The organism is Syntrophotaleaceae bacterium (assembly GCA_041390365.1).
Taxonomy (GTDB): domain Bacteria; phylum Desulfobacterota; class Desulfuromonadia; order Desulfuromonadales; family Syntrophotaleaceae; genus JAWKQB01.
Genome location: JAWKQB010000001.1, coordinates 1,540,797 through 1,560,219, shown reverse-complemented (window position 1 = coordinate 1,560,219; position 19,423 = coordinate 1,540,797). Strand labels below are relative to the sequence as shown.

At 54.8% G+C, this 19,423-nt stretch carries 20 protein-coding genes; 15 read left to right on the top strand and 5 right to left on the bottom strand.

Features of this window, described 5'->3' with window-relative positions; all coding sequences use genetic code 11:
* Positions 1–34: 34 nt before the first annotated feature.
* The 9 genes from R2940_07200 to R2940_07160 all read left to right on the top strand — a co-directional run bounded on the left by R2940_07200 (position 35) and on the right by R2940_07160 (position 8,474).
* Positions 35–298, top strand: a complete 264-nt coding sequence (locus tag R2940_07200; GenBank protein ID MEZ4599560.1) for a hypothetical protein — start codon at positions 35–37, stop codon at positions 296–298.
* 297 nt (positions 299–595) lie between these two features.
* Positions 596–2,701, top strand: coding sequence for an SUMF1/EgtB/PvdO family nonheme iron enzyme (locus tag R2940_07195; GenBank protein ID MEZ4599559.1), 2,106 nt, complete (start codon positions 596–598; stop codon positions 2,699–2,701).
* Between the two features lie 117 nt (positions 2,702–2,818).
* A complete protein-coding gene (locus tag R2940_07190) occupies positions 2,819–3,310 on the top strand; it encodes an HRDC domain-containing protein (GenBank protein ID MEZ4599558.1) in 492 nt (163 codons plus the stop codon).
* The gene (locus R2940_07185; protein ID MEZ4599557.1) at positions 3,273–4,277 is read left to right on the top strand and encodes a reverse transcriptase/maturase family protein; all 1,005 of its coding nucleotides are present in this window, start codon (positions 3,273–3,275) and stop codon (positions 4,275–4,277) included. The genes R2940_07190 and R2940_07185 overlap by 38 nt, the downstream gene beginning before the upstream one ends.
* Positions 4,278–4,701: 424 nt before the next feature.
* Positions 4,702–5,160: a transposase gene (locus tag R2940_07180; GenBank protein MEZ4599556.1), complete on the top strand. Its 459-nt coding sequence runs from the start codon at positions 4,702–4,704 to the stop codon at positions 5,158–5,160.
* 388 nt (positions 5,161–5,548) lie between these two features.
* A complete protein-coding gene (locus R2940_07175) occupies positions 5,549–6,598 on the top strand; it encodes a DUF4203 domain-containing protein (GenBank protein MEZ4599555.1) in 1,050 nt (349 codons plus the stop codon).
* Between the two features lie 193 nt (positions 6,599–6,791).
* Positions 6,792–7,421: a hypothetical protein gene (locus tag R2940_07170; GenBank protein ID MEZ4599554.1), complete on the top strand. Its 630-nt coding sequence runs from the start codon at positions 6,792–6,794 to the stop codon at positions 7,419–7,421.
* 171 nt (positions 7,422–7,592) lie between these two features.
* Positions 7,593–7,925, top strand: coding sequence for a putative quinol monooxygenase (locus tag R2940_07165; GenBank protein ID MEZ4599553.1), 333 nt, complete (start codon positions 7,593–7,595; stop codon positions 7,923–7,925).
* A gap of 78 nt (positions 7,926–8,003) precedes the next feature.
* A complete protein-coding gene (locus R2940_07160) occupies positions 8,004–8,474 on the top strand; it encodes a hypothetical protein (GenBank protein ID MEZ4599552.1) in 471 nt (156 codons plus the stop codon).
* Between the two features lie 10 nt (positions 8,475–8,484).
* On the opposite strand, the gene R2940_07155 is transcribed toward R2940_07160, so the two are convergent.
* Positions 8,485–8,757, bottom strand: a complete 273-nt coding sequence (locus tag R2940_07155; GenBank protein MEZ4599551.1) for a hypothetical protein — start codon at positions 8,755–8,757, stop codon at positions 8,485–8,487.
* Positions 8,758–9,198: 441 nt separating this feature from the next.
* On the opposite strand from R2940_07155, the gene R2940_07150 reads away from it, so the two are divergent.
* Together R2940_07150 and R2940_07145 are read left to right on the top strand one after the other, a co-directional pair.
* Positions 9,199–10,164 (top strand): HPP family protein, encoded by a 966-nt coding sequence (locus R2940_07150; protein ID MEZ4599550.1) that lies wholly within the window; start codon positions 9,199–9,201, stop codon positions 10,162–10,164.
* Between the two features lie 474 nt (positions 10,165–10,638).
* Entirely contained in the window at positions 10,639–11,145 is a 507-nt protein-coding gene (locus R2940_07145) for a MucR family transcriptional regulator (protein ID MEZ4599549.1), read from the top strand.
* 140 nt (positions 11,146–11,285) lie between these two features.
* Here R2940_07145 and R2940_07140 read toward each other — a convergent pair whose 3' ends face one another.
* Positions 11,286–11,459 carry a 4Fe-4S binding protein gene (locus tag R2940_07140; protein MEZ4599548.1) on the bottom strand — a complete coding sequence of 58 codons (174 nt, stop codon included), beginning with the start codon at positions 11,457–11,459 and terminating at the stop codon, positions 11,286–11,288.
* A 277-nt stretch (positions 11,460–11,736) separates the two neighbouring features.
* On the opposite strand from R2940_07140, the gene R2940_07135 reads away from it, so the two are divergent.
* Entirely contained in the window at positions 11,737–12,078 is a 342-nt protein-coding gene (locus R2940_07135; GenBank protein MEZ4599547.1) for a glutaredoxin family protein, read from the top strand.
* 36 nt (positions 12,079–12,114) lie between these two features.
* The gene (locus R2940_07130) at positions 12,115–12,801 is read left to right on the top strand and encodes a gamma-glutamyl-gamma-aminobutyrate hydrolase family protein (protein ID MEZ4599546.1); all 687 of its coding nucleotides are present in this window, start codon (positions 12,115–12,117) and stop codon (positions 12,799–12,801) included.
* 84 nt (positions 12,802–12,885) lie between these two features.
* Here R2940_07130 and R2940_07125 read toward each other — a convergent pair whose 3' ends face one another.
* Positions 12,886–13,275 (bottom strand): response regulator, encoded by a 390-nt coding sequence (locus R2940_07125; protein ID MEZ4599545.1) that lies wholly within the window; start codon positions 13,273–13,275, stop codon positions 12,886–12,888.
* A 225-nt stretch (positions 13,276–13,500) separates the two neighbouring features.
* Between R2940_07125 and R2940_07120 the strand changes: the two genes are divergently transcribed.
* Both R2940_07120 and R2940_07115 read left to right on the top strand, forming a co-directional pair.
* Positions 13,501–15,807, top strand: coding sequence for a PAS domain S-box protein (locus R2940_07120; protein ID MEZ4599544.1), 2,307 nt, complete (start codon positions 13,501–13,503; stop codon positions 15,805–15,807).
* A 299-nt stretch (positions 15,808–16,106) separates the two neighbouring features.
* Positions 16,107–16,607, top strand: a complete 501-nt coding sequence (locus R2940_07115; protein ID MEZ4599543.1) for a rubrerythrin family protein — start codon at positions 16,107–16,109, stop codon at positions 16,605–16,607.
* Positions 16,608–16,783: 176 nt separating this feature from the next.
* Here the strand turns inward: R2940_07115 and R2940_07110 are convergent, their stop codons facing one another.
* Both R2940_07110 and R2940_07105 read right to left on the bottom strand, forming a co-directional pair.
* A complete protein-coding gene (locus R2940_07110; GenBank protein MEZ4599542.1) occupies positions 16,784–17,377 on the bottom strand; it encodes a dual specificity protein phosphatase family protein in 594 nt (197 codons plus the stop codon).
* Positions 17,364–19,397 carry a sulfatase-like hydrolase/transferase gene (locus R2940_07105; GenBank protein MEZ4599541.1) on the bottom strand — a complete coding sequence of 678 codons (2,034 nt, stop codon included), beginning with the start codon at positions 19,395–19,397 and terminating at the stop codon, positions 17,364–17,366. Before R2940_07105 ends, R2940_07110 begins: the two co-directional genes overlap by 14 nt.
* Positions 19,398–19,423: the final 26 nt, after the last annotated feature.

Genomic DNA, 19,423 nt, shown 5'->3' with positions numbered 1-19,423 from the left:
GGCAGAGGTCCCCAAATCATTCAAAACCGGCGTCATGTTCAGCATCGCTTCGGTCATTCTTTTCAACATCCCCTTACTGGGTCTTTCGTCCATCTTTTTTGGCATGAAGGCAAGGAACCGGCTCGATGAGACACTTGCCGAACTGGCCTCTCCGGGATATTGCGGCAAGGAGATCAAACCCTTTGTCCCGAAGACATGGAAGATCCTGGCGATAGGCGGGGCAGTACTGAGTGTTCTGTTTACCATTTTGTATATCGGGCTTTTTGTTCATCTGCAATCCGAGTTGAGTGGTTTTTGACAGGGAAAAAACCATCAATATCCCTTCGGTCGAAAGACCGCTCCCACAAGGGCAGAGGGGAACAGGATTGAAGTTTTGTTTGTGACTTCGGTTGAGACTCTCTGTGGGAGCGGCTTCAGCCGCGAAGGGTTTTGGTTCAACCCTGCAAACCCCGATTCGCGGCTAAAGCCGCTCCCACAGAGGCAGGGCAGGGTCATGCAGGGCAGAGCAAGGTTGTGATTTTTGTGGGAGCGGCTTCAGCCGCGAAGGTTGTGAATTCGAAGATTTATTTGCTGATTTGTTAACCAGGAGGGAAAAATGCTGCAACCGGGCTTCCAACTCGGTCGATACCGCATAATGCAAAAACTCGGCGCCGGGGGGATGGCCGACGTCTTTCTGGCCGAGGACACCACCCTCGGCCGCCAGGTGGCGCTCAAGGTGCTGCCGCCCGAACTGGCCCGCGATCCCGAGCGTATCGCCCGTTTCGAAAAAGAGGTGCGCGCCAGCGCCGCCCTGCATCATCCCAACATCGTCACCCTGTTCGACGTGGGCCATGAAGGCAGCAGTCCCTATTACACCATGGCCCTGCTGCCCGGCGGCGATCTCAAGCAGCGCATCCGTCAGGGCCTCGATCCCAAACAGGCCCTGACGATTCTCCTTTCCCTGGCCGATGCCCTCGGCTACGCCCACCAGCAGGGTTTCGTCCACCGCGACATCAAGCCCGAAAACATCCTCTTCGATGCTCAGGACCGGCCGGTGCTCACCGATCTCGGCATCGCCCGGGCGCTCGGCAGCGGCACCCGCATGACCAAAACCGGCATGAGCATCGGCACGCCCCACTACATGAGCCCCGAGCAGGCCCGGGGTAAGGAGGTGGACGGCCGCAGCGACCTCTACAGTCTGGGCGTGGTGCTGTTCGAGATGCTCACCGGCAAGGTGCCCTATGACGCCGAGGATACCTATGCCGTGGGGCTGATGCATATCAGTGATCCGGTGCCGGAGCTGCCTGGCCATCTGCTGAACTATCAGGGCCTTATTGACCGTTTGCTGGCCAAGAGTCCGGAGGGGCGTTTCGCCGATGCCGCGGAGTTGATGGCGGCCATCGATCGGGTGTTGGGCGGGGAGGTTTTGGAACGTTCCGCGCCTCGAACCGAGATCATAGCCAGTGTCAGCAACGATCCGCCCGCACGGAATACCGGCGAAGGCAGCCCTCAACGGGGCGGATCGAACAGCGGTCTCGCCTGGGGCATCGGCGGAGCGCTGGCGGCGTTACTTTTGCTTGGCGGCATCTGGTTGGCCCAGCGGCCTTCCGGAGCGACGGCTCCGTCATCGACGGTTTCCGCGTCCCGGCAGGACACCGCTGACCAGCAACGGCAAAGGGAGATCGACCGTTTGCTGGCCGAAGCGCGGCAGGATCTGGAGGCCCTGCGGTTGAGCAGTCCGGAAGGCAACAACGCCCTGGAGCGCTATCGCAGGGTGCTCGCGCTCGATGGCGGGAACCGGCAGGCCAGGCAAGGATTGGAGCGGATTGTCGAGAAGTATCTGGAGTTGTGCGAGGAGGCGATCGGGCAGGGGAAATTCGGCAGGGCAGGGACTTATTTGGACAAGGCTGATTCGATTCTGCCGGGGGCCGGTGGTTTGAGCGCAGCCCGGCAGCGGTTGGCTGCGGCCGAGAGGCAGGCCGAGCAGCAGCGCCAGGCGGCGCTGGCCCGGGCCCGGCAGACGCCCCGCAAGGGCCAGACCTGGACCGAACCGGTGACCGGCATGGAGTTCGTCTGGGTGCCTGGGGGGTGTTTTCAAATGGGTTCGACCGATGGTGACTCGGACGAAAAACCGGTGCACGAGGTGTGCTTGGATGGCTTCTGGATGGGCAAGACCGAGGTGACCCAGGGGCAGTGGGGGAAGATCATGGGCAGCAATCCGTCCCGTTTCAAAAACGGTGATAACTATCCCGTTGAACAGGTCAGTTGGAACGACGCCCGGGATTATATTCGTAAACTCGGGTCGCGCAGCGGCAAGACTTTCCGCCTGCCGACCGAGGCAGAGTGGGAATATGCGGCGCGCAGTGGTGGAAAAGCCGAGAAGTATGCCGGTGGAAGCAACCTCGATGCGGTGGCGTGGTACGACGACAACAGCGGCGGCAAGACCCACCCGGTGGCACAGAAGCGGTCCAATGGCCTGGGTCTGTACGACATGAGCGGCAATGTGTGGGAATGGTGTCACGACTGGTTCGACAGCAGTTATTACCGCAATAGTCCGCGCAACAATCCTCAGGGGCCTACGTCGGGCTCCGACCGCGTCTACCGCGGCGGCGGCTGGCGCAGCATCGCCTGGTACTGCCGTTCGGCCTTTCGCGGCAGGTACGAGCCGGGCCTTCGCTACGGCGGCCTCGGCTTCCGCCTGGTTTTGCGCTCAGGTCAGTGACGGGCGTGCTCCTGGAGGTGCCGGAGGAGCGGTGCGGAGCCCGCGGAGGAGGCTACCGGAAGGACACGGCCGTCACAGCGCCGTTAGCGGCGCTTTCATAAGGCAGGGTGGTAAAGAATGCAATGGAAATTCTACAGGATCCCGGTAAATAACTGCGACTCGGCCGAGGAAGAATTCAATCGGTTTTTACGCGGTCAACGGGTGTTGGCCGTGCACCGGGAGTTTGTCGCGCAGGGTGAAAGCTCCTATTGGGCCTTGGCTGTTGAATATCTGCCCGGCGAAAAGGGCTCCGCCGGTACACGCGAAACCAAACGGAAACAGCGGGTCGATTACCGGGAATTGTTGTCTCAGCAAGAGTTTGTACGTTTTGCTAAGTTGCGCGAGTGGCGTAAAACTGTAGCGCAGGAGGAGGCCGTACCGGTTTATACCATCCTGACCAACGAACAGCTGGCCGAGATTGCCCGCAACGCTTGCCGGACCCTGAAGCAACTGGCGGCCATTGCCGGGATCGGTCCGGGGCGGCTGGAGAAATACGGCAAGGGCATTTTGTCTTTGATGCAAGAGGGATTGGATGAAGAGGACAGGCAACCTCTATCCGAAGATCGCTGAGCCGGACAACCTGCGACTGGCCTTTAACAAGGCCGTGCGCGGCAAACGAAGCCGGAACGAGGTGATCCGTTTTCAGCGCAGGCTGGATGAAAACCTGGCTGAATTACATCGGCAGCTGATCGAGGAGCGAGTTGCCGTTGGCGACTACCGCTTCTTTACCGTGCACGACCCGAAGCAGCGTTTGATCTGTGCGGCGGCCTTCCCGGAACGGGTTCTGCACCATGCCGTCATGAACGTTTGCGAACCGGTGCTCGACGCCTATGCGCTGGATGATTCCTACGCCTGTCGCAAGGGCAAGGGCAGCCAACGAGCCTTGGAGCGGGCACGGTATTTCACCGGGCGTTACGGCTGGTACTTGAAACTCGACATCCGCCGCTATTTCGACAGCATCGATCATGCGGTGCTGCTCGGTCTGCTCAGACGCCGTTTCAAGGACAGGAGGTTGTTGGCGCTGTTAGAGCGAATTTTCGATAGTTACGAAACATGCCCCGGCAAGGGGCTGCCCATCGGCAACCTGGTTTCACAACACATGGCCAACTTCTATTTGGGATATCTCGACCATTGGCTTAAAGAAGAGCGCCGAGTGCCCGGCTATGTGCGTTACATGGACGATTTTGTGCTGTTCGCCGATGAAAAACAACGCCTGCTCCAGGAATTGGCCCAGATCCGGCGCTTTTTGGAGGAACGGCTGCAACTCGCGCTGAAGGACAATGTGCAACTTAACCGCTGCCGCCGGGGGTTGCCATTTCTGGGGTTTCGGGTTTTGCCGGGGAGTATTCGGCTGGCGCCGCGCAGCCGCAGGCGGTTTGTGGAAAAATTTTGCCATTACGAAGGCTTGTGGAATGAAGGTGTCTGGGATGAATCCACCCTGGCGCGCCATATGACGCCGTTGGTGGAATTTACCCGGGCCGGCAGGGCAACAGGATTCAGAAGACACGTTCTGGAACAATATGGGGTGCCGTTCTAAGGCTCCAACCGCGTCAACCGCGGCGGCAGCTGGAACAACAACGCCAGGAACTGCCGTTCGGCCAATCGCAACAGGAACGAGCCGGGCAATCGCAACAACAACCTCGGCTTCCGCCTGGTTTTGCGCTCAGCTCATCGGGCCTTGGTGGAGGCCGGCCCGCTGACCCGAACGGCATCCCGTCCCCGCACTGCGGGGCAAAAACAGCAGGACTGTGCCGGGGCTGGTAGCCCGCCCGGAGGGCGGAGCGAAGGTGGCGGCGCAGGGTTTGATGAAATTCTTGTGGGAGCGGCTTCAGCCGCGAAGGTTTTTGGTGTGAAGGTTGGAACCCCATTCGCGGCTGAAGCCGCTCCCACAGGGGCAGGGCAGGGCAGGACAGGGTAATGGTGGGGATTTTAATATCTGCCACGAAGGGAGAGGAGCAACCATGCGCAACTTCCAAAGCAGAAACCTGCGCAAGGGCCGGATATCCCAACCGGGCAACCATTATCTCCTAACGGCCAAGACCCATAACCGGCGCCCGGTATTCCGCGACCTTCAGGCCGCCCGCTGTTGCATCCGGGCTTTGCGCCACCAGCAGGAAGCCGGCCGTGTGAATTCCCTGGCTTTTGTGGTGATGCCGGATCATCTGCACTGGCTGGTTGAATTGCGCAGCGGAAACCTGGCGGATGTGATGCGCTTGGTGAAGGGGTATGTCGCCAGGACCATCAACCGGCAAACCGGAAGCACGGGGCCGCTCTGGCAATCGGGCTATCACGACCACGCCCTGCGGTCGGATGAGGATCTCAGGGAGATAGCCCGGTATGTCGTGGCCAATCCGGTCAGGGCCGGGCTGGTAGAGTCGGTCTGGGCCTATCCCCATTGGGATGCGGTTTGGGTGGAGTGAAAGGCTTTAAAGGCTTCGCGGCTAAAGCCGCTCCCACAGAGGCAGGGCAGGGCCAGGCGGGGCAGAGCAAGGTTGCGGTTGTGGGGGGGATTTGTGGGAGCGGCTTTAGCCGCGAAGGATTTAGCTCGGCCTATTGGAACCCCATTCGCGGCTAAAGCCGCTCCCACAGGGGCAGGGCAGGGCCGGGCGGGGCAGAGCAAGGTTGCGGTTGTGGGGGATTTTTGTGGGAGCGGCTTTAGCCGCGAAGGGTTTCGGTCGACCCTTGCTAAACTGATTCGCGGCTGAAGCCGCTCCCACATTGGTCGGTGGTTCGGGAGCCCGCTCCCACAGAGAGATAGCTGATCGGGATCGGGGTTTTTGTAATTTCATCGTTCCAGGGAGGACGATCATGAAACTTCAGGCACTGCGTTTCTTCGGCTTTTTTTGCGGAGCCATGCTGCTGCTGCAACTTGTTCCCGAGCAGGCCTGCGCTCTCGGCCGGTTTGGCGGCCATGACCTGGCCCGGCTCTGGGGCGAGGCGATCCATATCCTTCGGCGGCCACCGATGCCCGTTACCATCGGGGCTTATATCGCCGGCGGGCTCTGCCTGGTCTACGGTTTTCGGATCTACCAGTTTGTCGTCATGCTTCCGGGCTTTTTGCTCGGCGGCCTTGCCGGCTTCGTATTGGGCGCAATGCAATGGGGCGAAATCGCTGGTGTGCTGGTGGCCTTGGTGGGCGCGTGTTTCGGCGCAGGGCTCGCCTGGGGCCTGCATCAGTTGGCTATCTTTATTCTGGGCGCCGTCGGCGGGGGAATCATTGTTATTGCCGTCTCCGAAACGGTTTGGAACACCACGCCTGACGAACTGATTATCCTTATCGGCGCGTTGCTCGGCGGGGGTCTGCTTTTATACCTCGCCAAGGCTTTTATTATCGTCAAATCCTCCTTCATCGGTGCGCTCCTGATCGCCTACGGTGCCGGCCAACTGGTCAACCCCATCATCTGGATCGCCCTGACCCTGCTGGGCATCGGCATCCAGTTCGGGGTGGCGCGTGTGTTCCGATTAAAGATCGGGTCCGAGGACGAGGGCACGTCTGTCGTAGCGAAAAAAGAAGTGACGCCACCACCCCTTCAGAAAGCGGATCCGGCCCGGTTGCCCGTTCCAGCCTGGAACCTTGCGGTTTTTCAGGACGGCAGCCACATTGCGACCTACCAACTGGATACGGGAATCTACTGTCTGGGGCGTGATGATGAGGCGCATTTCCGGGTCGAGGATGATGCGGTTTCCCGGCGGCATCTGGAGATTACCGTTTCGGAACAAGGGGAGGTCCAGCTGCAGGACCTCGGCTCCGCCAACGGTACCTGGAAGCTGGGGCAGCAGCTCATTACGGAGGACACACCCGAATGCGGCACCTGGTACCAGATGGGCAGGGCGCAGGTGGTGTTTCAGCGAGGGTAGAGAGGGCAAAACCAGACCCTGAATTTACTGGGATCGAGGCAGGATAAAAGGCAAAAACCCGGTTTCAGTAGGAGCGGCTTCAGCCGCGAAGGGTTTGGGTCCGGCTTTGCAAACACCGATTCGCGGCTAAAGCCGCTCCCACAGGGGCAGGGCCAGGCAGGGCGAAGCAAGATTGCGGTTGTGGGGGGATTTTGTGGGAGCGGCTTCAGCCGCGAAGGTTTTGGTTCGACCATGCAAACCCCCATTCGCGGCTAACGCCGCTCCCACAAAAACTTTTCACGGGTTGTCTTGCCTTGTGGGAGCGGCTTTAGCCGCGAATCGAATTTCACGAGCAGAGTTGTCGGGAGAGAACCTGTGCCTGAAGTTGTCTCTGCGGGGCGATCTGCCTTATGAACGAGTGCATGTGTACGAAGACAAGGTCTACCTGGGGCATATGGCCGATGGATTTGAAACCGCTTTTTCTCAAAATAACCTCGTTTCCGGTGTCCTGGCTCTAACCCTGGTGCCTATCGGTGTAGTTGTCGACATTTTCGGACCGAAAAAAGAGAAACGCGAAGAAACAATCGACGATGTGGTGAAGACCGATTGCCCGATCCCCATCGAGGACGGCACCAGGGTTGAGGGAAGGCTGAAAATTTCCGATATCGAAACCGGGATGGTTTTCGAGGAGAGGGCTGTTTCTTTTCAGGTAAAGGATAGTGAAGTGGAGCTGCCCCTGCCGCGCCTGAACAACGGCGGAAGACTGAAAATAGAATTGAATGGCGCTATGGAGATATACGATTCTCAAGTACCGGTGGAATATGTTGGGAAAGTTGAAATTTAGGGTTTGCTATTGCGCAGGGGTAACGCCGGGTCGCTGCCTGGTTGCCTGAACAAAAGATTCCATTAGGATGAAATGCGGGATTTTCTTTTGCTTGTCTCGGTGTTATAAAAGACGGAGAGATGTTAGCTTAGGTGGCCGGGAAAAACACCCATACTCTAAAGGAGGGACCTTATGGTTGCGCTTGTGGTGAAGATTCAGATGAAAGCCGAATTACGCGATCAGTTCATCAAAGAGATGTTGGCCGATGCCATCGGTTCGGAAAAGGTTGAGCCGGGTTGTCTGATGTTCAACATCGTCAACGACGCCGCTGATCCCAACACCCTCTACCTGTTCGAAGTATACAAAGATGCCGACGCGGTAGAGGTTCATAAGAACACCCCGCATTTCCTGAAGTGGCTGGAAACAACCAAGGACTGGCTTGCCGCACCCCTCGAAATCATGCCCTGCAACATGATCTACCCTCCGCCGAACAGCTGGGCGAAACGTCCCGCTCCCGAGATGTAAGCGAGATGAAAATCAAGACTCTCCGGATACCCTCCGGAGAGTCTTTTTACTGGTGCACCAGGTGTGATGGATATTTAAATGAAAATACTTATTCTCTATTTTTCAAAAACAGGCCATACGCTGGAGGCCGTTCAAGCAACGGCCGAAGGGATCAGGGCTGCAGGTTCGGAGGCGGACATTGTCGAAGTGAACGATTTCGATCCCGCTGCGGTTGCCTCTTACGAAGGATTTATCCTTGCGAGCCCTTGCTGGTCGGGCAGCGTCAGTCCGTGGGGCGTGGCGTTGCCGCTTCTGCGCGCTTTGAAGGGGCTGCAGGCCGATTCCCTGCGGGGCAAGCGTTGCGGTGGAATTTCGGTTCACTCCAACACAGGGGGAGAGACTACCATCAGGCACCTGCAAAAACTTCTTTTCAAGCAGGGTTGCGAGGACTTCCGCCCCGGTCCGGTGGCCAAGGCGGGAGCACCTCTCAGTCTGTGGAAAGGGCCTTCGGTAGATGCCCGGGATGAAGCGCGCTTCAGGAATTACGGTTCGGAATTTGTCTCCCTGTAACTCTTCTGGCTCAATGTCCCAAACGCGAAGAGTACTCCACCTCTTTATGGATCGATTGCAGCAATGACATCCCTTCGGCAAAATCGCGCTGTGAGTCCTTGTTCGCGGCCGAATGTTTTTCGACATACGGATGGCCGGGACCGTAGATGACCTGAACCAGTTCCGTGACCGCATCGCAAAACCGTTCAATGTCCTTGGCCGCATTGCTCCCGGGGCTCTCCCAAACCAGGTTGCCTTGGTCGATCAGCATCTCGATCCTGTGAAGCATTTCACTTCCGTTCATAACAGCCTCCGAAAAGTATGAAAACGGCTCCTCTTTTATTACCGCGTAGGTCATGATTTCACTCTAAACCGGCTGCACTCAAAAAAGCAACAGTGACTGCAAAAAGTTGCGGGACTCGAACGGGATTGCATATCATTGGGACCGTTATTGGGAAAAACCAAAAAGAGCAGAGTCAGCAAAAACTGAGAGAAGGCCAAAAAAGCACTGGCGTACCATTCCATGACAGGACTGCAATGAAGATAATGAAAGTTGCAGCCCGACTGTGTTATGGTCTGTTCAGCTCGAGGCAGATTTTGACGGTGACCAAAGCCAGGCAGGAATGGGTTCAGCCGTACCTGGAATGGAAGATCTCGCAAGGCTATGAGAAATTGTCTGTGAGGTGGTAGCAAAAACCGGATTTGCGGCCGACCCGGGCCGAATCAGAAAGAAGGGACATCGGGAATGAGGCTGAAGGTTTTGATGCAGATTGCCACCATGATGCTGATCATGTTTCTCTTTGCCATGGTGGATATTTTTGGGGAAAAGGAAATACTTTTTCCGGAAATTGCAGCCCTTGCCCTGGGGTTCTGGATCTTTGAGAAACCGCCATGGCAAGCCGGATGGCTGGCTGTCTGGGCCTCGCCGACATTGGCCGCTTTGACCGGAGTTTTACTGCTGCGATATGTTTTTGTTCCGACCTTTTCCCTTGTTGCGATCGCCTTTATCCTTGTGGTTCTGCAGCTGAAGGTGTTGCGTTCCGAGGTATTTCCGTCCATATCCGCCGCCATTCTGGCGATTATGACCCATACGACCAGTTGGCTGTATCCTCTCTCTGTCGGCATTCTGATGGGAATCATCGTGCTTGGGAAAATTGTTTTGGAAAGATTCAGGGGAAAGCCGGTTTCGGCAGAAATTCCAGCCGACAGGATCGAGCTCTGCAAAAAAGAAAACCATCTCATTTCCCAATTCATCTATTGGAGTAAGATTTTGGCCGGGGTACTGATCATCACAGCATCCGCTCTGGGTTCAAACTTCCTTTTCATGATAGCCCCGCCCCTGATCGTAGCCTTCGTGGAATTATCCAGGCCTGATCAACCGTTGCGACGCACGCCTGCCAAGGCAGTACTGCTGCTGTTTCTTGCAGCTTTCACAGGAGTTCTCTGGTTTTATCTGGTTACCGATGTTCTGCATGGACCCCTTTGGTTTTTCTCCGGTTTGGCTCTGGGCACCGTCTTCGTCATGTTTCATCTGTTCCACGCATCTTTTCCACCGGTTGCCGCCATCGCATTACTGCCGGTCCTGGTGCCGGACATCCATTTCTGGAAATATCCTCTGCATGTCCTCGCAGGCAGCTGCCTTTTCGTTTTTATGGGCGTTTTCTTTTTCAGAGAAGTTGCACCGGAACCCGCTCCGTTTGCGGAAAATTGAAGTTTTCCCGGTTTGCAGTAAGGAAAACGCTTGGCGCGTCGAGTCCCATCGGTCTGGGTTTCGATGATTAGGTTGTTAAATTGTTTGATTCAACAATATGCAGGCTCAACCCATAGCTGAGTATAAAAGGTCATCACGATAGCTCCCTTTGTGACAAGCTCCTCCCTGAATTCTGCCAATTTAAAAAACCGCCATCAGCCGGAATGACTTTCCGCATTTCATATTCGGAAATACAATTTTCCTTCCCGCTCGAACCTAGGGGCAGTATCCGTTTCCAGGCTTTACTGTTTTTTTAATGTCGTATTATTTGTCTTCAAAACTGGCTGACCTGCAAAAGAAGTAAATGTAATTGAAATGTTGAATTTTGAGTGTAATATTAGCGTGTGGCTTTCCGGTACCCAATAATTCTTCTTGCAATACTAAAAGGTTATGTTTATAAGGGACGTATTATCTCAAATTAGGAGGAAATCTAAAATGCCGACCTTACTGGAAATGGCTACCGAAATTGTAAGAGCTCATGCTTCTACCACCCCCATGTCGAAAGAAGAACTGATTAAGGAAATTGGCGATATTTACACTACCCTGATTTCCCTTGAGAAAGGGGAGGCCGTGGCCGCCGGAGTTGCTTCGGAGGAAGAGGAGGTGGCTGCCCCCGCTGTTTCCAAGCGGAAAGCCTTTGGTAACAAGCAGGTTGTCTGCATGATTTGCGGCAAGGGAATGAAAACCCTTTCACGGCATCTCAGGACCGCACACGATATGACTCCTCAGGAGTACCGCCGTCAGTTCAATATTCCCCGCAGCCAGCCTCTTGCAGCCAAGGACTATAGCGAGTCCAGGAAACAGATGGCCATAGAACGCGGATTAGGTGTGAATCTGGCCAAGGCGCGCGCAGCCAAGGCAAAGGGGAAAGCCAAGAAACGTACGACCAGGAAAACAGAAGCAGCTGGAGCCGGTTCTGCTTCAACCACTGGTGAGGAATAAAAGACAGATCGATTTAGACAAGAAAACAAAACCCTCCGGGCTGAAAGGTTCGGAGGGTTTTGTTTTCTGCCAATGGTTGTCAATGGGACTCAGGGGCTGGCGCCAGGCCAGCCCTTGTTCTTGCAATTCAAGACGACCGTTTATTTGGTCTTGATGGCATCGACGGGACAGACGTCGTCACAGGCGCCGCAATCGGTGCAATCGTCCTGATCAATGACATAAATCGGATCTTCTGCACTGATGGCGCTTACAGGACAAATCGGTTCACAAGCCCCACATCCTACACAATCGTCAGTAATGTAATGATTTGCCATTGCTTTCCTCCGTTAATATGTTGGCTGTTACGGTTATGGAATTCCATCAATGTTCCTCTTTGTCTAAAAAAAATTAATGGGAATCATTATGGAATCTTAGAATCAGAGTGTGAAACAAGACAGGAGAAAGAATACAGTTAATCCAAAAAAACACAAGCGCGGCCCAAATTAAAGTAAATTTTTCACCTTGGTTATTATTTCAATTTATTTAGAAATGGAATATAGTGGCGTTGAATCCGCTTCTTTTTGAAAACATTTGAATCTGAAGGGAAATTTTATGAAATCCATGTCTTGGGTTTTGGCCGTGTTACTGTTTTTTTCGAGCGTTCTTCAGGGAGAGGCGGCCCATCTGGAAAACGGCAGAAAAATCTTTGCCCTCAACGACTCGCCTCAAGTAGAGCTGTATGTGACAAGCTGGTGTTCCTACTGCAAGAAAGCCATTCAGTTTTTTGAATCCCGCGGCATTCCCCACGCTGTTTACGATATCGAAAAGGACACCAGTGCCGCGCGAAGAAAAGAGGAGTTGGACCCCTGGCCGGGTATCCCCTTTGCGGTGATCAATGGTCAGAAAATTCATGGCTTTTCCGAGCAGGCTTATCTGCAGGCTTTGGAGCCGTAAAAGGCACCCGGCCCTAACCAGATTAAAGAGGACATCATGCGCGTTCATGTTCTGCAGCACGTACCCTTCGAAGGCCTTGGCAGCATTTTGCCATGGCTCGAGGCCCGGCAGGCGCAAATCAGCACCACCCGTTTCTTCGAATCGCCGATACTTCCCGCCTCCGGGGAATTCGACGCCGTCGTTGCTCTTGGAGGTCCAATGAGCGTCAACGACGAGGATGAGTATCCCTGGCTGAGGGAGGAAAAACAGGTCCTGGCCGAGGCCGTGCAGGCAGGTAAACCGGTGCTTGGCATCTGCCTGGGCGCGCAACTGATCGCCTCGGCCCTCGGCGCTGCCGTCTATCCAGGTCCCTGCAAGGAGATCGGCTGGTTTCCGGTCTATGCCTGCCAGTACCAGCCCGGAATTTTCCCCTTGCCGCAGATTTCGGAGGTTTTCCATTGGCACGGTGAAACCTTCGACCTGCCCCCTGGGGCCATTCACCTCGCCAAGAGCAAAGGGTGTCTGCACCAGGCTTTCCAGATCGGGCGCCGCACCATCGGCCTGCAGTTTCACCTGGAGACAACCCCCGAGAGTGCGGATGCGCTCATCACCCATTGTCGGCATGAACTGGTTCCCGGCCGTTTTGTCCAGAGCGAGGAGGAAATCAGGTCCGTTCCCCCGACTCGCTATGACGTGATCAATAAGATCATGGGGAACATTCTCATCTATCTTCTCACCGGTTAGCCGACTGCTGAGAACGATTCCTCTGGGCAGGATGGGCGGGAATCATTCGGGGACGCTGCAGATCAAACTCGTTCAGCGGAGTTTTCATGCCTTTACTGCCGCTTCTATAGCTTTTTGAAGAGCTTGCAGTCTGATAGGTTTGGTGAAGATGGCAATGGGGTTCAGGTGTCTGGCCTGTTCATAAAGATCGCCGGAAGAATACCCCGTTATAAAGATAACAGGCATCCGACCCGATTCCTGCATTTTTCTGGCAGTATCTACACCGTTCATGTTCCCGGTAAGATTTATATCCATCAAAACGATGTCGGGTTTTTCCTCGCGCATGCTTTCAAGGGCTCTTTGACCTGTGGCTGCTGCCGGGCAGGTTAGAAAACCGAGGTTTTCCAAAGACATATTCAAAGCAAGAGCGGTGACAGCCTCGTCCTCAACCAACAGAACCTTTATTTTTTTCGTTTGCCTGGCCTCTTTTTCCAATAGAAAAGCCCTTAAAGTTAAAAGGTTTTATTATTCAAGAACTGTTTGCGAAGCTCATTAAGATAGAAGTTTATAGTAATTCATGGAGAAACTGTTGTAAAATTTTTTTCGACATATTTTCGAATAACTTCGCAAATTCTTCAAGATATGGTTCTTTCCAATCTCAAACATGACTGAAACAGGCATGACTTTTTTCGATCTGAATGCGAACCGGCGGAAAAAACCATGGAAAAAACGCAAAGGTTTCTGGCTATCGACTGTGGGGAGAAGGACCTGGAAGGTCTGAAAAAGCTCCTGCGGGAAAACGGCTATTCGGTTAGCGAAAAGAGTATAGCCGGGATGGACCGTTGCATCGGGTCAGTCGACATGACCGACCGCTGGCATTGCGGGCAAAGCCCGTTGGAGAAGGCATTCAGGGAGAGCGAAGAACGGTTCCGAAAAATCGTCGAGACGGCTGAAGAAGGCATCTGGCAGGTGGACCGGGAGTGGAAGACCACCTATGTCAATCAGCGGATGGAACAGATGCTCGGTTGCGATCCAGGTGGGATGCTGGATAGGCATCTCATGGACTTCCTGGATGAAGAGGGGCGTGAGGCCATAGTGGAGTTCATGGCGCGGCGGGAGAACGGCATCCGCGAAACCCACGACTTCCGGTTCGTCCGGTCCGATGGGGCCAGGCTGGATGCCCTGGTCTGTGCAAGCCCTCTGCTCGACGCTCAGGGCGAATTTGCCGGCAGTTTTGCCATGGTGACCGACATTACCGAACGGAAACGGGCAGAAGAAGATCTGAAGCTCAGCCGTTTCATCATAGACCGGGCCTCGTTGGGAATCTTTCGCGGAAGCAGAGACGGCAGAATCCTTTACGTTAACGAATACGGAGCCAATAGCCTCGGGTACACCCAGGAGGAACTGTGCTGCATGACTTTTTTCGATATCGATCCCAATCTGACCCCGGATTGGTGGCGGGAACACCGCCAAAAGCTGATCGATTCCGGCAGCCGCACCTTTGATTCGATTCATCGCCGCAAGGACGGAACGATTTTCCCCGTGGAGGTCACCGTCAACTATCTGGAATACGAGGGAACGGTTTACAGTTGCTCTTTCTCCAGGGATATTACCGAGCGGAAAAAGGCCGAGGAGGATCTCCGCGCGTCAGAGCTCAAGTATCGCTCCATCGTCGAGAATGCCCCCTTCGGCATCACTCACTCGACAAAAGAGGGCAAATTGACCAGAGTCAACCCCGCCCTGGCCGCCATTCTGAAATACGATTCAGCCGAGGAGTTGATGGAGACGATCAATCGTTCCAGCATTCAGGATGTGCTGTTTCCCGATCGCTCTGAACGGGATCCCCTGGTTGGAAATATTTTCTCCACTGGTTCCTGGTATGTCTTCAACAATCGTTTGAAATGCAAGGACGGCAGCATCGTCACCTGCCGGGTCCATTCTCGGCCAGTAGTGGACAAGACAGGGCAGGCGAATGAATTCGAAAGTTACCAGGAGAATATCACCGACCAGCTGAAAGCGGAACAGGCCCTGCGGGAAAGCGAGGAGAAGTTTCGCGTGCTGGCTGAAACCTCGCCGGTGGCGATCTGTCTTTATCAGCTGGACAGGATCATCTATGCCAATCCTGCCATGGAGCGGCTGTTCGGCTACAGCGTCGACGAGTTTTACCGGATGACCATCTGGGATTGGGCCCATGAGGATTTCAGGGAGCTGATCCGGATGCGCAAGGTTTCACGGTTGAAAGGGGAGGCGGTGCCCGATCAGTATGAAGCCCGGTACATGACCAAAACCGGCATTGAGAGGTATGTGCTGATTTCAGCCGGAGTCATTGAATACCAGGGCAGGCCCACCGTGGTGGCTTCCTTTCTGGACATTTCAGAGCGCAAACGGAGCGAACAGCTGCTCCAGGCTTCGTTGAGAGAAAAGGACGTGTTGCTCAGGGAGATTCATCACCGCGTCAAGAACAATCTCCAGGTCGTATCCAGCCTGCTGTTTCTGCAGGCACAGAAAATTCGGGACCCGGAGCTGGCGGGCTATTTTACCGAGAGCCAGAACCGGATCTCCTCCATGGCGCTGGCCCATGAGCAGCTCTACCAGTCCAAAAACCTGGCTGAGGTCCGTTTGCCTGACTATATCGAAAGCCTGGTCGAAGAGATCGAGAAGGTGTTTCGGCCCAAGACCGAAGTTCGCTGTATGGTCGATATAGAGGATATCGAGCTGGATATTGAACAGGTTGTTCCCTGCGGTCTGTTGATTACCGAGCTGCTGACCAATGCCCTGCGGCATGCCTTCCCCGGTTCCATGGCTGGAACTGTCCGGGTTGAGATGAAACGGGAAAATGATTTTTTGATTCTGGCTGTCACGGACGATGGTGTCGGACTTCCACCGGATTTTGATGTGAGCAGTTGCGGAACTTTTGGATTCCAGCTCATTATGGCTCTTACTAAACAACTGGACGGTGCGCTCCATGTTGAAAGGGATAAGGGGACGCGTTTCCGAGTGACGTTTCGGTTACGGAATCGCCAGTGAAGGGGTGAAACAAAAGAGTCTCTGACCCAATTCCCGTTTCGATTCATTAAAAATATTTCCGGCCTGTCGCACCCTCGCGACGGGCTTTTTTTTTCGCATCCAGCTGTCGAAGGCAGACAAGAGCCGGGCGAATGAGAGCCATCGAAGGAATAACCAGAAAATGGAAAATCAAGATTGACAACAAATAGCAAATGGTATAAATTACCAAAAAATTCTGGATCAAGATATGCCGTCCAAGGCAGAGCAGCTTTTCCGAGAATGGGCCATATGCCCCAATTACACTCTAAAGGAGGAAAAAAATGTCCACAAAAGCAAATCTCGCAGAATCCTTTGCCGGTGAAAGTCAGGCCAATCGCAAGTATCTCGCTTTTGCCAAGCAGGCAGAGGCGGATGGCTTTCCCCAGGTCGCCAAACTGTTCCGTGCCGCAGCTCACGCTGAAACCATTCACGCCCATGCTCATCTTCGGGCCATGGGCGGCATCAAATCGACGGCCCAAAACCTCAGGACGGCCATCGACGGGGAAGGCTTTGAATTCATGAACATGTATCCTCCTTATCTGGATGAGGCCATAAAGGAAGGGGATAAAAAGGCCGAGATCTCTTTCCGTTATGCCCTTGCCGTGGAAGAAATTCATTATGAGCTCTACAAAAAGGCGGCCGCCGCTGTCGACAGCGGTGCCGACCTGGCTGCTCGGCCAGTCTATGTCTGTGAGGTCTGCGGCAATACCGTCTATGACCAGGCCCCCAACAAATGCGAAGTTTGCGGCGTACCTGCCAAGCAATTCAGTTTGATTGACTGATCGGACAAATTATCAGTAAATATCATGGCCGCTGCCGGTTTGGCAGCGGCCGTTCTTTTTACCGAGGGGAGGTGGGGACAGGATGGTTGCCGCCGGCGACGGCCGACGGGCAGTCATGGCGATCAGAGCAATGGTAGGAGGCGGGGGCGGCGCACCGATGATTTCCCTTTGCCAGGTTACCGAATCAACTTTTCTCGGGACTTATAATGGTCCAGGTACTTTCCTTTGGAGGCATCGAGGCTGAAGCCGCTTCCATAGGTGATGAGTCTGGCTGCGCATCTTGCCTTTTCGTTGTCCCACTTTTCATACTCCATTCGATATATGGCGGAAAACAGTACGGCTCTGCCCTCGCCATGCTCACAATGTATCAGGACCGGGTAGTTTTTTTCGTCATCCATGACCTTCAGGAATTCCTGGACGGTAGCGGTTTCGGGGACCTGATCGGATGGAATATTGATATGAACGACACCGAGGGTTTCAGCAAGAGACCGTTCCTTTTCTATATTTTTCAAGTCTTCCAGTTTTCTTAAATCCACTATCGTTTTTATATTATATTTTTCAATTGTTTTTTTAAGTTTATCGGGTGGCATGACTCCCGATTTATAGACTTTACCCTCGGAAATCTCCTCGAACCTGTCGGCAATATGGACCCAGTACAGGTTGACAGCCCCCAGGGTCAGGAGTACACCGACGCATGCAGCCAGTATCAACTTGAATTTCTTCATTTTCCTCCACCAGTCAAATCTCTGTACAGTGTTAATTTCGTACATTCCCGTAAAGCAGATAGCGTGAAGCCTCATGGGCTCCGAGCGCCAGGTTCCTGAGATATTCGAATTTTTCCGGGTAACGTCCGGACAGATCTTCCAGGGGCTTTTCGGCATTCAGGGCATGCAGGCTAGGGTTGCTTCCGTCGTGGTTCATTCTGACCAGAAACTCGCTTGTCACCGCGCCGATCACGGGAAAGGACCCTTCCGTAAGCACCAGAGGAACAACGCGATCGGGCCCTTCAGAAGAGAGTTGAATATCCCGGCCGAGGGTCCGGTTGGTGTATTCGAGACCGACCAGGCCGGCGATCGTCGGCAGGACGTCCACCATGCCGACAGCGTCCTCTATGACGCGCGGCTCAAGCAGTGCCGGGGCGTAGATCAGAAGAGGCACATGGTTGCTTTCCAGCCCCAGTTGTTCGAAGGCAGGCGGCATGTGCGGAAGGGTGGTGATGCGATTGTTGTGGTCGCCGAAGAAGACGAAGAGGGTATTGTCGAAATAGCCGCTTTCGCGGGCCATCTGCAGGAAACGTCCGATGTTGTAATCCAGCAGGCGCACGGCGTTGAACTGCTCGACACTGCGAAAACCCCACTTCCGCACCTCTTCGAGGGGCAATTCGAGAGGCACAAAATCGTCGTTGTCCTTGGGAACCGTGAAGGGGCGGTGGTTGGCGGCGGTCTGGATATAGGCAAAGAAGGGTTCATCTTTCGGGATTTCACGAAGGATACGATCGGTCTCCTTGAACAGGTTGAGATCGGAGATGCCCCAGACATCGGTGGTTGGCGACTGCCAGTACCCCTCCTGGTAGAGCTGGATTCCCGTTATGCTCTCCCGGACCATGGCACTCATGTTGGCCCATCCGGCACTGCCGCCGATCAGATACAGTTTACGATAGCCGTCAAAGTCGTTGAGGATCGTATGTTGCCGGGTAATCAGCGGATTGCGGGTCGCCGTTTCCTCCCGGGACACATCGGGAATCCCGGTGATGCTCGCCCAAACCGTCTTGGCGGTACTCACGACCGGTATGTAGAAATGGCGGAAAAACCAGCCATCCGCCGCGATCGCATCCAGATTCGGGGTGGTTTTCAAGGGATTGCCATAGGCGCTCACCCTGCTGGCCCCGAGCGATTCCAGCATGACGAAGATGACATTCGGCGGGCGTTCGACCTGGAGTCGATAAGGCTGGGGCCCGATCCGGCGGGTGAAATTCAAGGCTCGCCGATCCGGGTGCTCTACCCCCAGGTAGTCCGACATGGTGCTGTAGTAGGACTCCACCTTGTCACTGTCGTAGGGTTGCTGCGGAATATGCAGGGTATCGTAGAGGAAAAGAACCGGATTCAACCCGATGGCGGCCAATTTCTGATTTCCTGAGAAAAAGGCATCGCTCCAGCGAAGGGGCACAGGACTTTTCAGATTGATATCGGTTACCCGCCCCATGATTCCGAAGGCAAACAGGATCGTCATCAAGGCACAGCCGATCGCGGCATTCAGGAGGGAGATTTTCGCCGCAGGGCGGTCCAGAGAAACCCGCTCCCAGCGGATCAGCCCAATCAGCAGAGCGAGACAGCCACCGAGCCAGGCCAGGGTGATCCAGACCACGGGATAGCTCTGCCAGAGCATGGTGCCGGAGATCTCGGCGTCCCCGGCAAAACGCAGAACCGTGGCGTTGATCCGTGTCCCCAGGTAATTGTAATGACCGAAGTCGATGACATAGACCAAACCGATCGCAAGCAGTCCCAGACACAGATAAACCCTGCCGAACTTGCGGACAATGGGGCTTCTGACCATGTTCCAGCGGGGAAAGCAGCAAAGGGCAGCTAACGGTAACATGAGCAGCAGGGACAGGCGCAGGTCGAAGCGAAGTCCTACCCCAAGAGCCTTCCACAGGTCCTGCTGATCGACAAGGTGCAGGTCCAGGTCGGAGAAGCCGACCAGAAAGATCAGGCGCAGCAGCAACCAGACCAGGAAAAAAGTAAGGCCAACACCGGCCAGGTACAAAAACCTTCGGGATTTAAGCCATTTCATGAAAAGGCCTCTGACGGTCTGTTTTG

Excerpts from the sequence above, each read along its gene's own strand:
- R2940_07195 (MEZ4599559.1), top strand. The coding sequence starts at position 596 with ATGCTGCAACCGGGCTTCCAACTCGGTCGATACCGCATAATGCAAAAA.
- R2940_07140 (MEZ4599548.1), bottom strand. The coding sequence starts at position 11,459 with ATGGCAAATCATTACATTACTGACGATTGTGTAGGATGTGGGGCTTGT.
- R2940_07110 (MEZ4599542.1), bottom strand. The coding sequence starts at position 17,377 with ATGTACGAAATTAACACTGTACAGAGATTTGACTGGTGGAGGAAAATG.
- R2940_07175 (MEZ4599555.1), top strand. The coding sequence starts at position 5,549 with ATGAAACTTCAGGCACTGCGTTTCTTCGGCTTTTTTTGCGGAGCCATG.
- R2940_07190 (MEZ4599558.1), top strand. The coding sequence starts at position 2,819 with ATGCAATGGAAATTCTACAGGATCCCGGTAAATAACTGCGACTCGGCC.
- R2940_07145 (MEZ4599549.1), top strand. The coding sequence starts at position 10,639 with ATGCCGACCTTACTGGAAATGGCTACCGAAATTGTAAGAGCTCATGCT.
- R2940_07135 (MEZ4599547.1), top strand. The coding sequence starts at position 11,737 with ATGAAATCCATGTCTTGGGTTTTGGCCGTGTTACTGTTTTTTTCGAGC.
- R2940_07120 (MEZ4599544.1), top strand. The coding sequence starts at position 13,501 with ATGGAAAAAACGCAAAGGTTTCTGGCTATCGACTGTGGGGAGAAGGAC.
- R2940_07200 (MEZ4599560.1), top strand. The coding sequence starts at position 35 with ATGTTCAGCATCGCTTCGGTCATTCTTTTCAACATCCCCTTACTGGGT.
- R2940_07165 (MEZ4599553.1), top strand. The coding sequence starts at position 7,593 with ATGGTTGCGCTTGTGGTGAAGATTCAGATGAAAGCCGAATTACGCGAT.
- R2940_07150 (MEZ4599550.1), top strand. The coding sequence starts at position 9,199 with ATGAGGCTGAAGGTTTTGATGCAGATTGCCACCATGATGCTGATCATG.
- R2940_07115 (MEZ4599543.1), top strand. The coding sequence starts at position 16,107 with ATGTCCACAAAAGCAAATCTCGCAGAATCCTTTGCCGGTGAAAGTCAG.
- R2940_07185 (MEZ4599557.1), top strand. The coding sequence starts at position 3,273 with ATGAAGAGGACAGGCAACCTCTATCCGAAGATCGCTGAGCCGGACAAC.
- R2940_07155 (MEZ4599551.1), bottom strand. The coding sequence starts at position 8,757 with ATGAACGGAAGTGAAATGCTTCACAGGATCGAGATGCTGATCGACCAA.
- R2940_07180 (MEZ4599556.1), top strand. The coding sequence starts at position 4,702 with ATGCGCAACTTCCAAAGCAGAAACCTGCGCAAGGGCCGGATATCCCAA.
- R2940_07130 (MEZ4599546.1), top strand. The coding sequence starts at position 12,115 with ATGCGCGTTCATGTTCTGCAGCACGTACCCTTCGAAGGCCTTGGCAGC.
- R2940_07105 (MEZ4599541.1), bottom strand. The coding sequence starts at position 19,397 with ATGAAATGGCTTAAATCCCGAAGGTTTTTGTACCTGGCCGGTGTTGGC.
- R2940_07160 (MEZ4599552.1), top strand. The coding sequence starts at position 8,004 with ATGAAAATACTTATTCTCTATTTTTCAAAAACAGGCCATACGCTGGAG.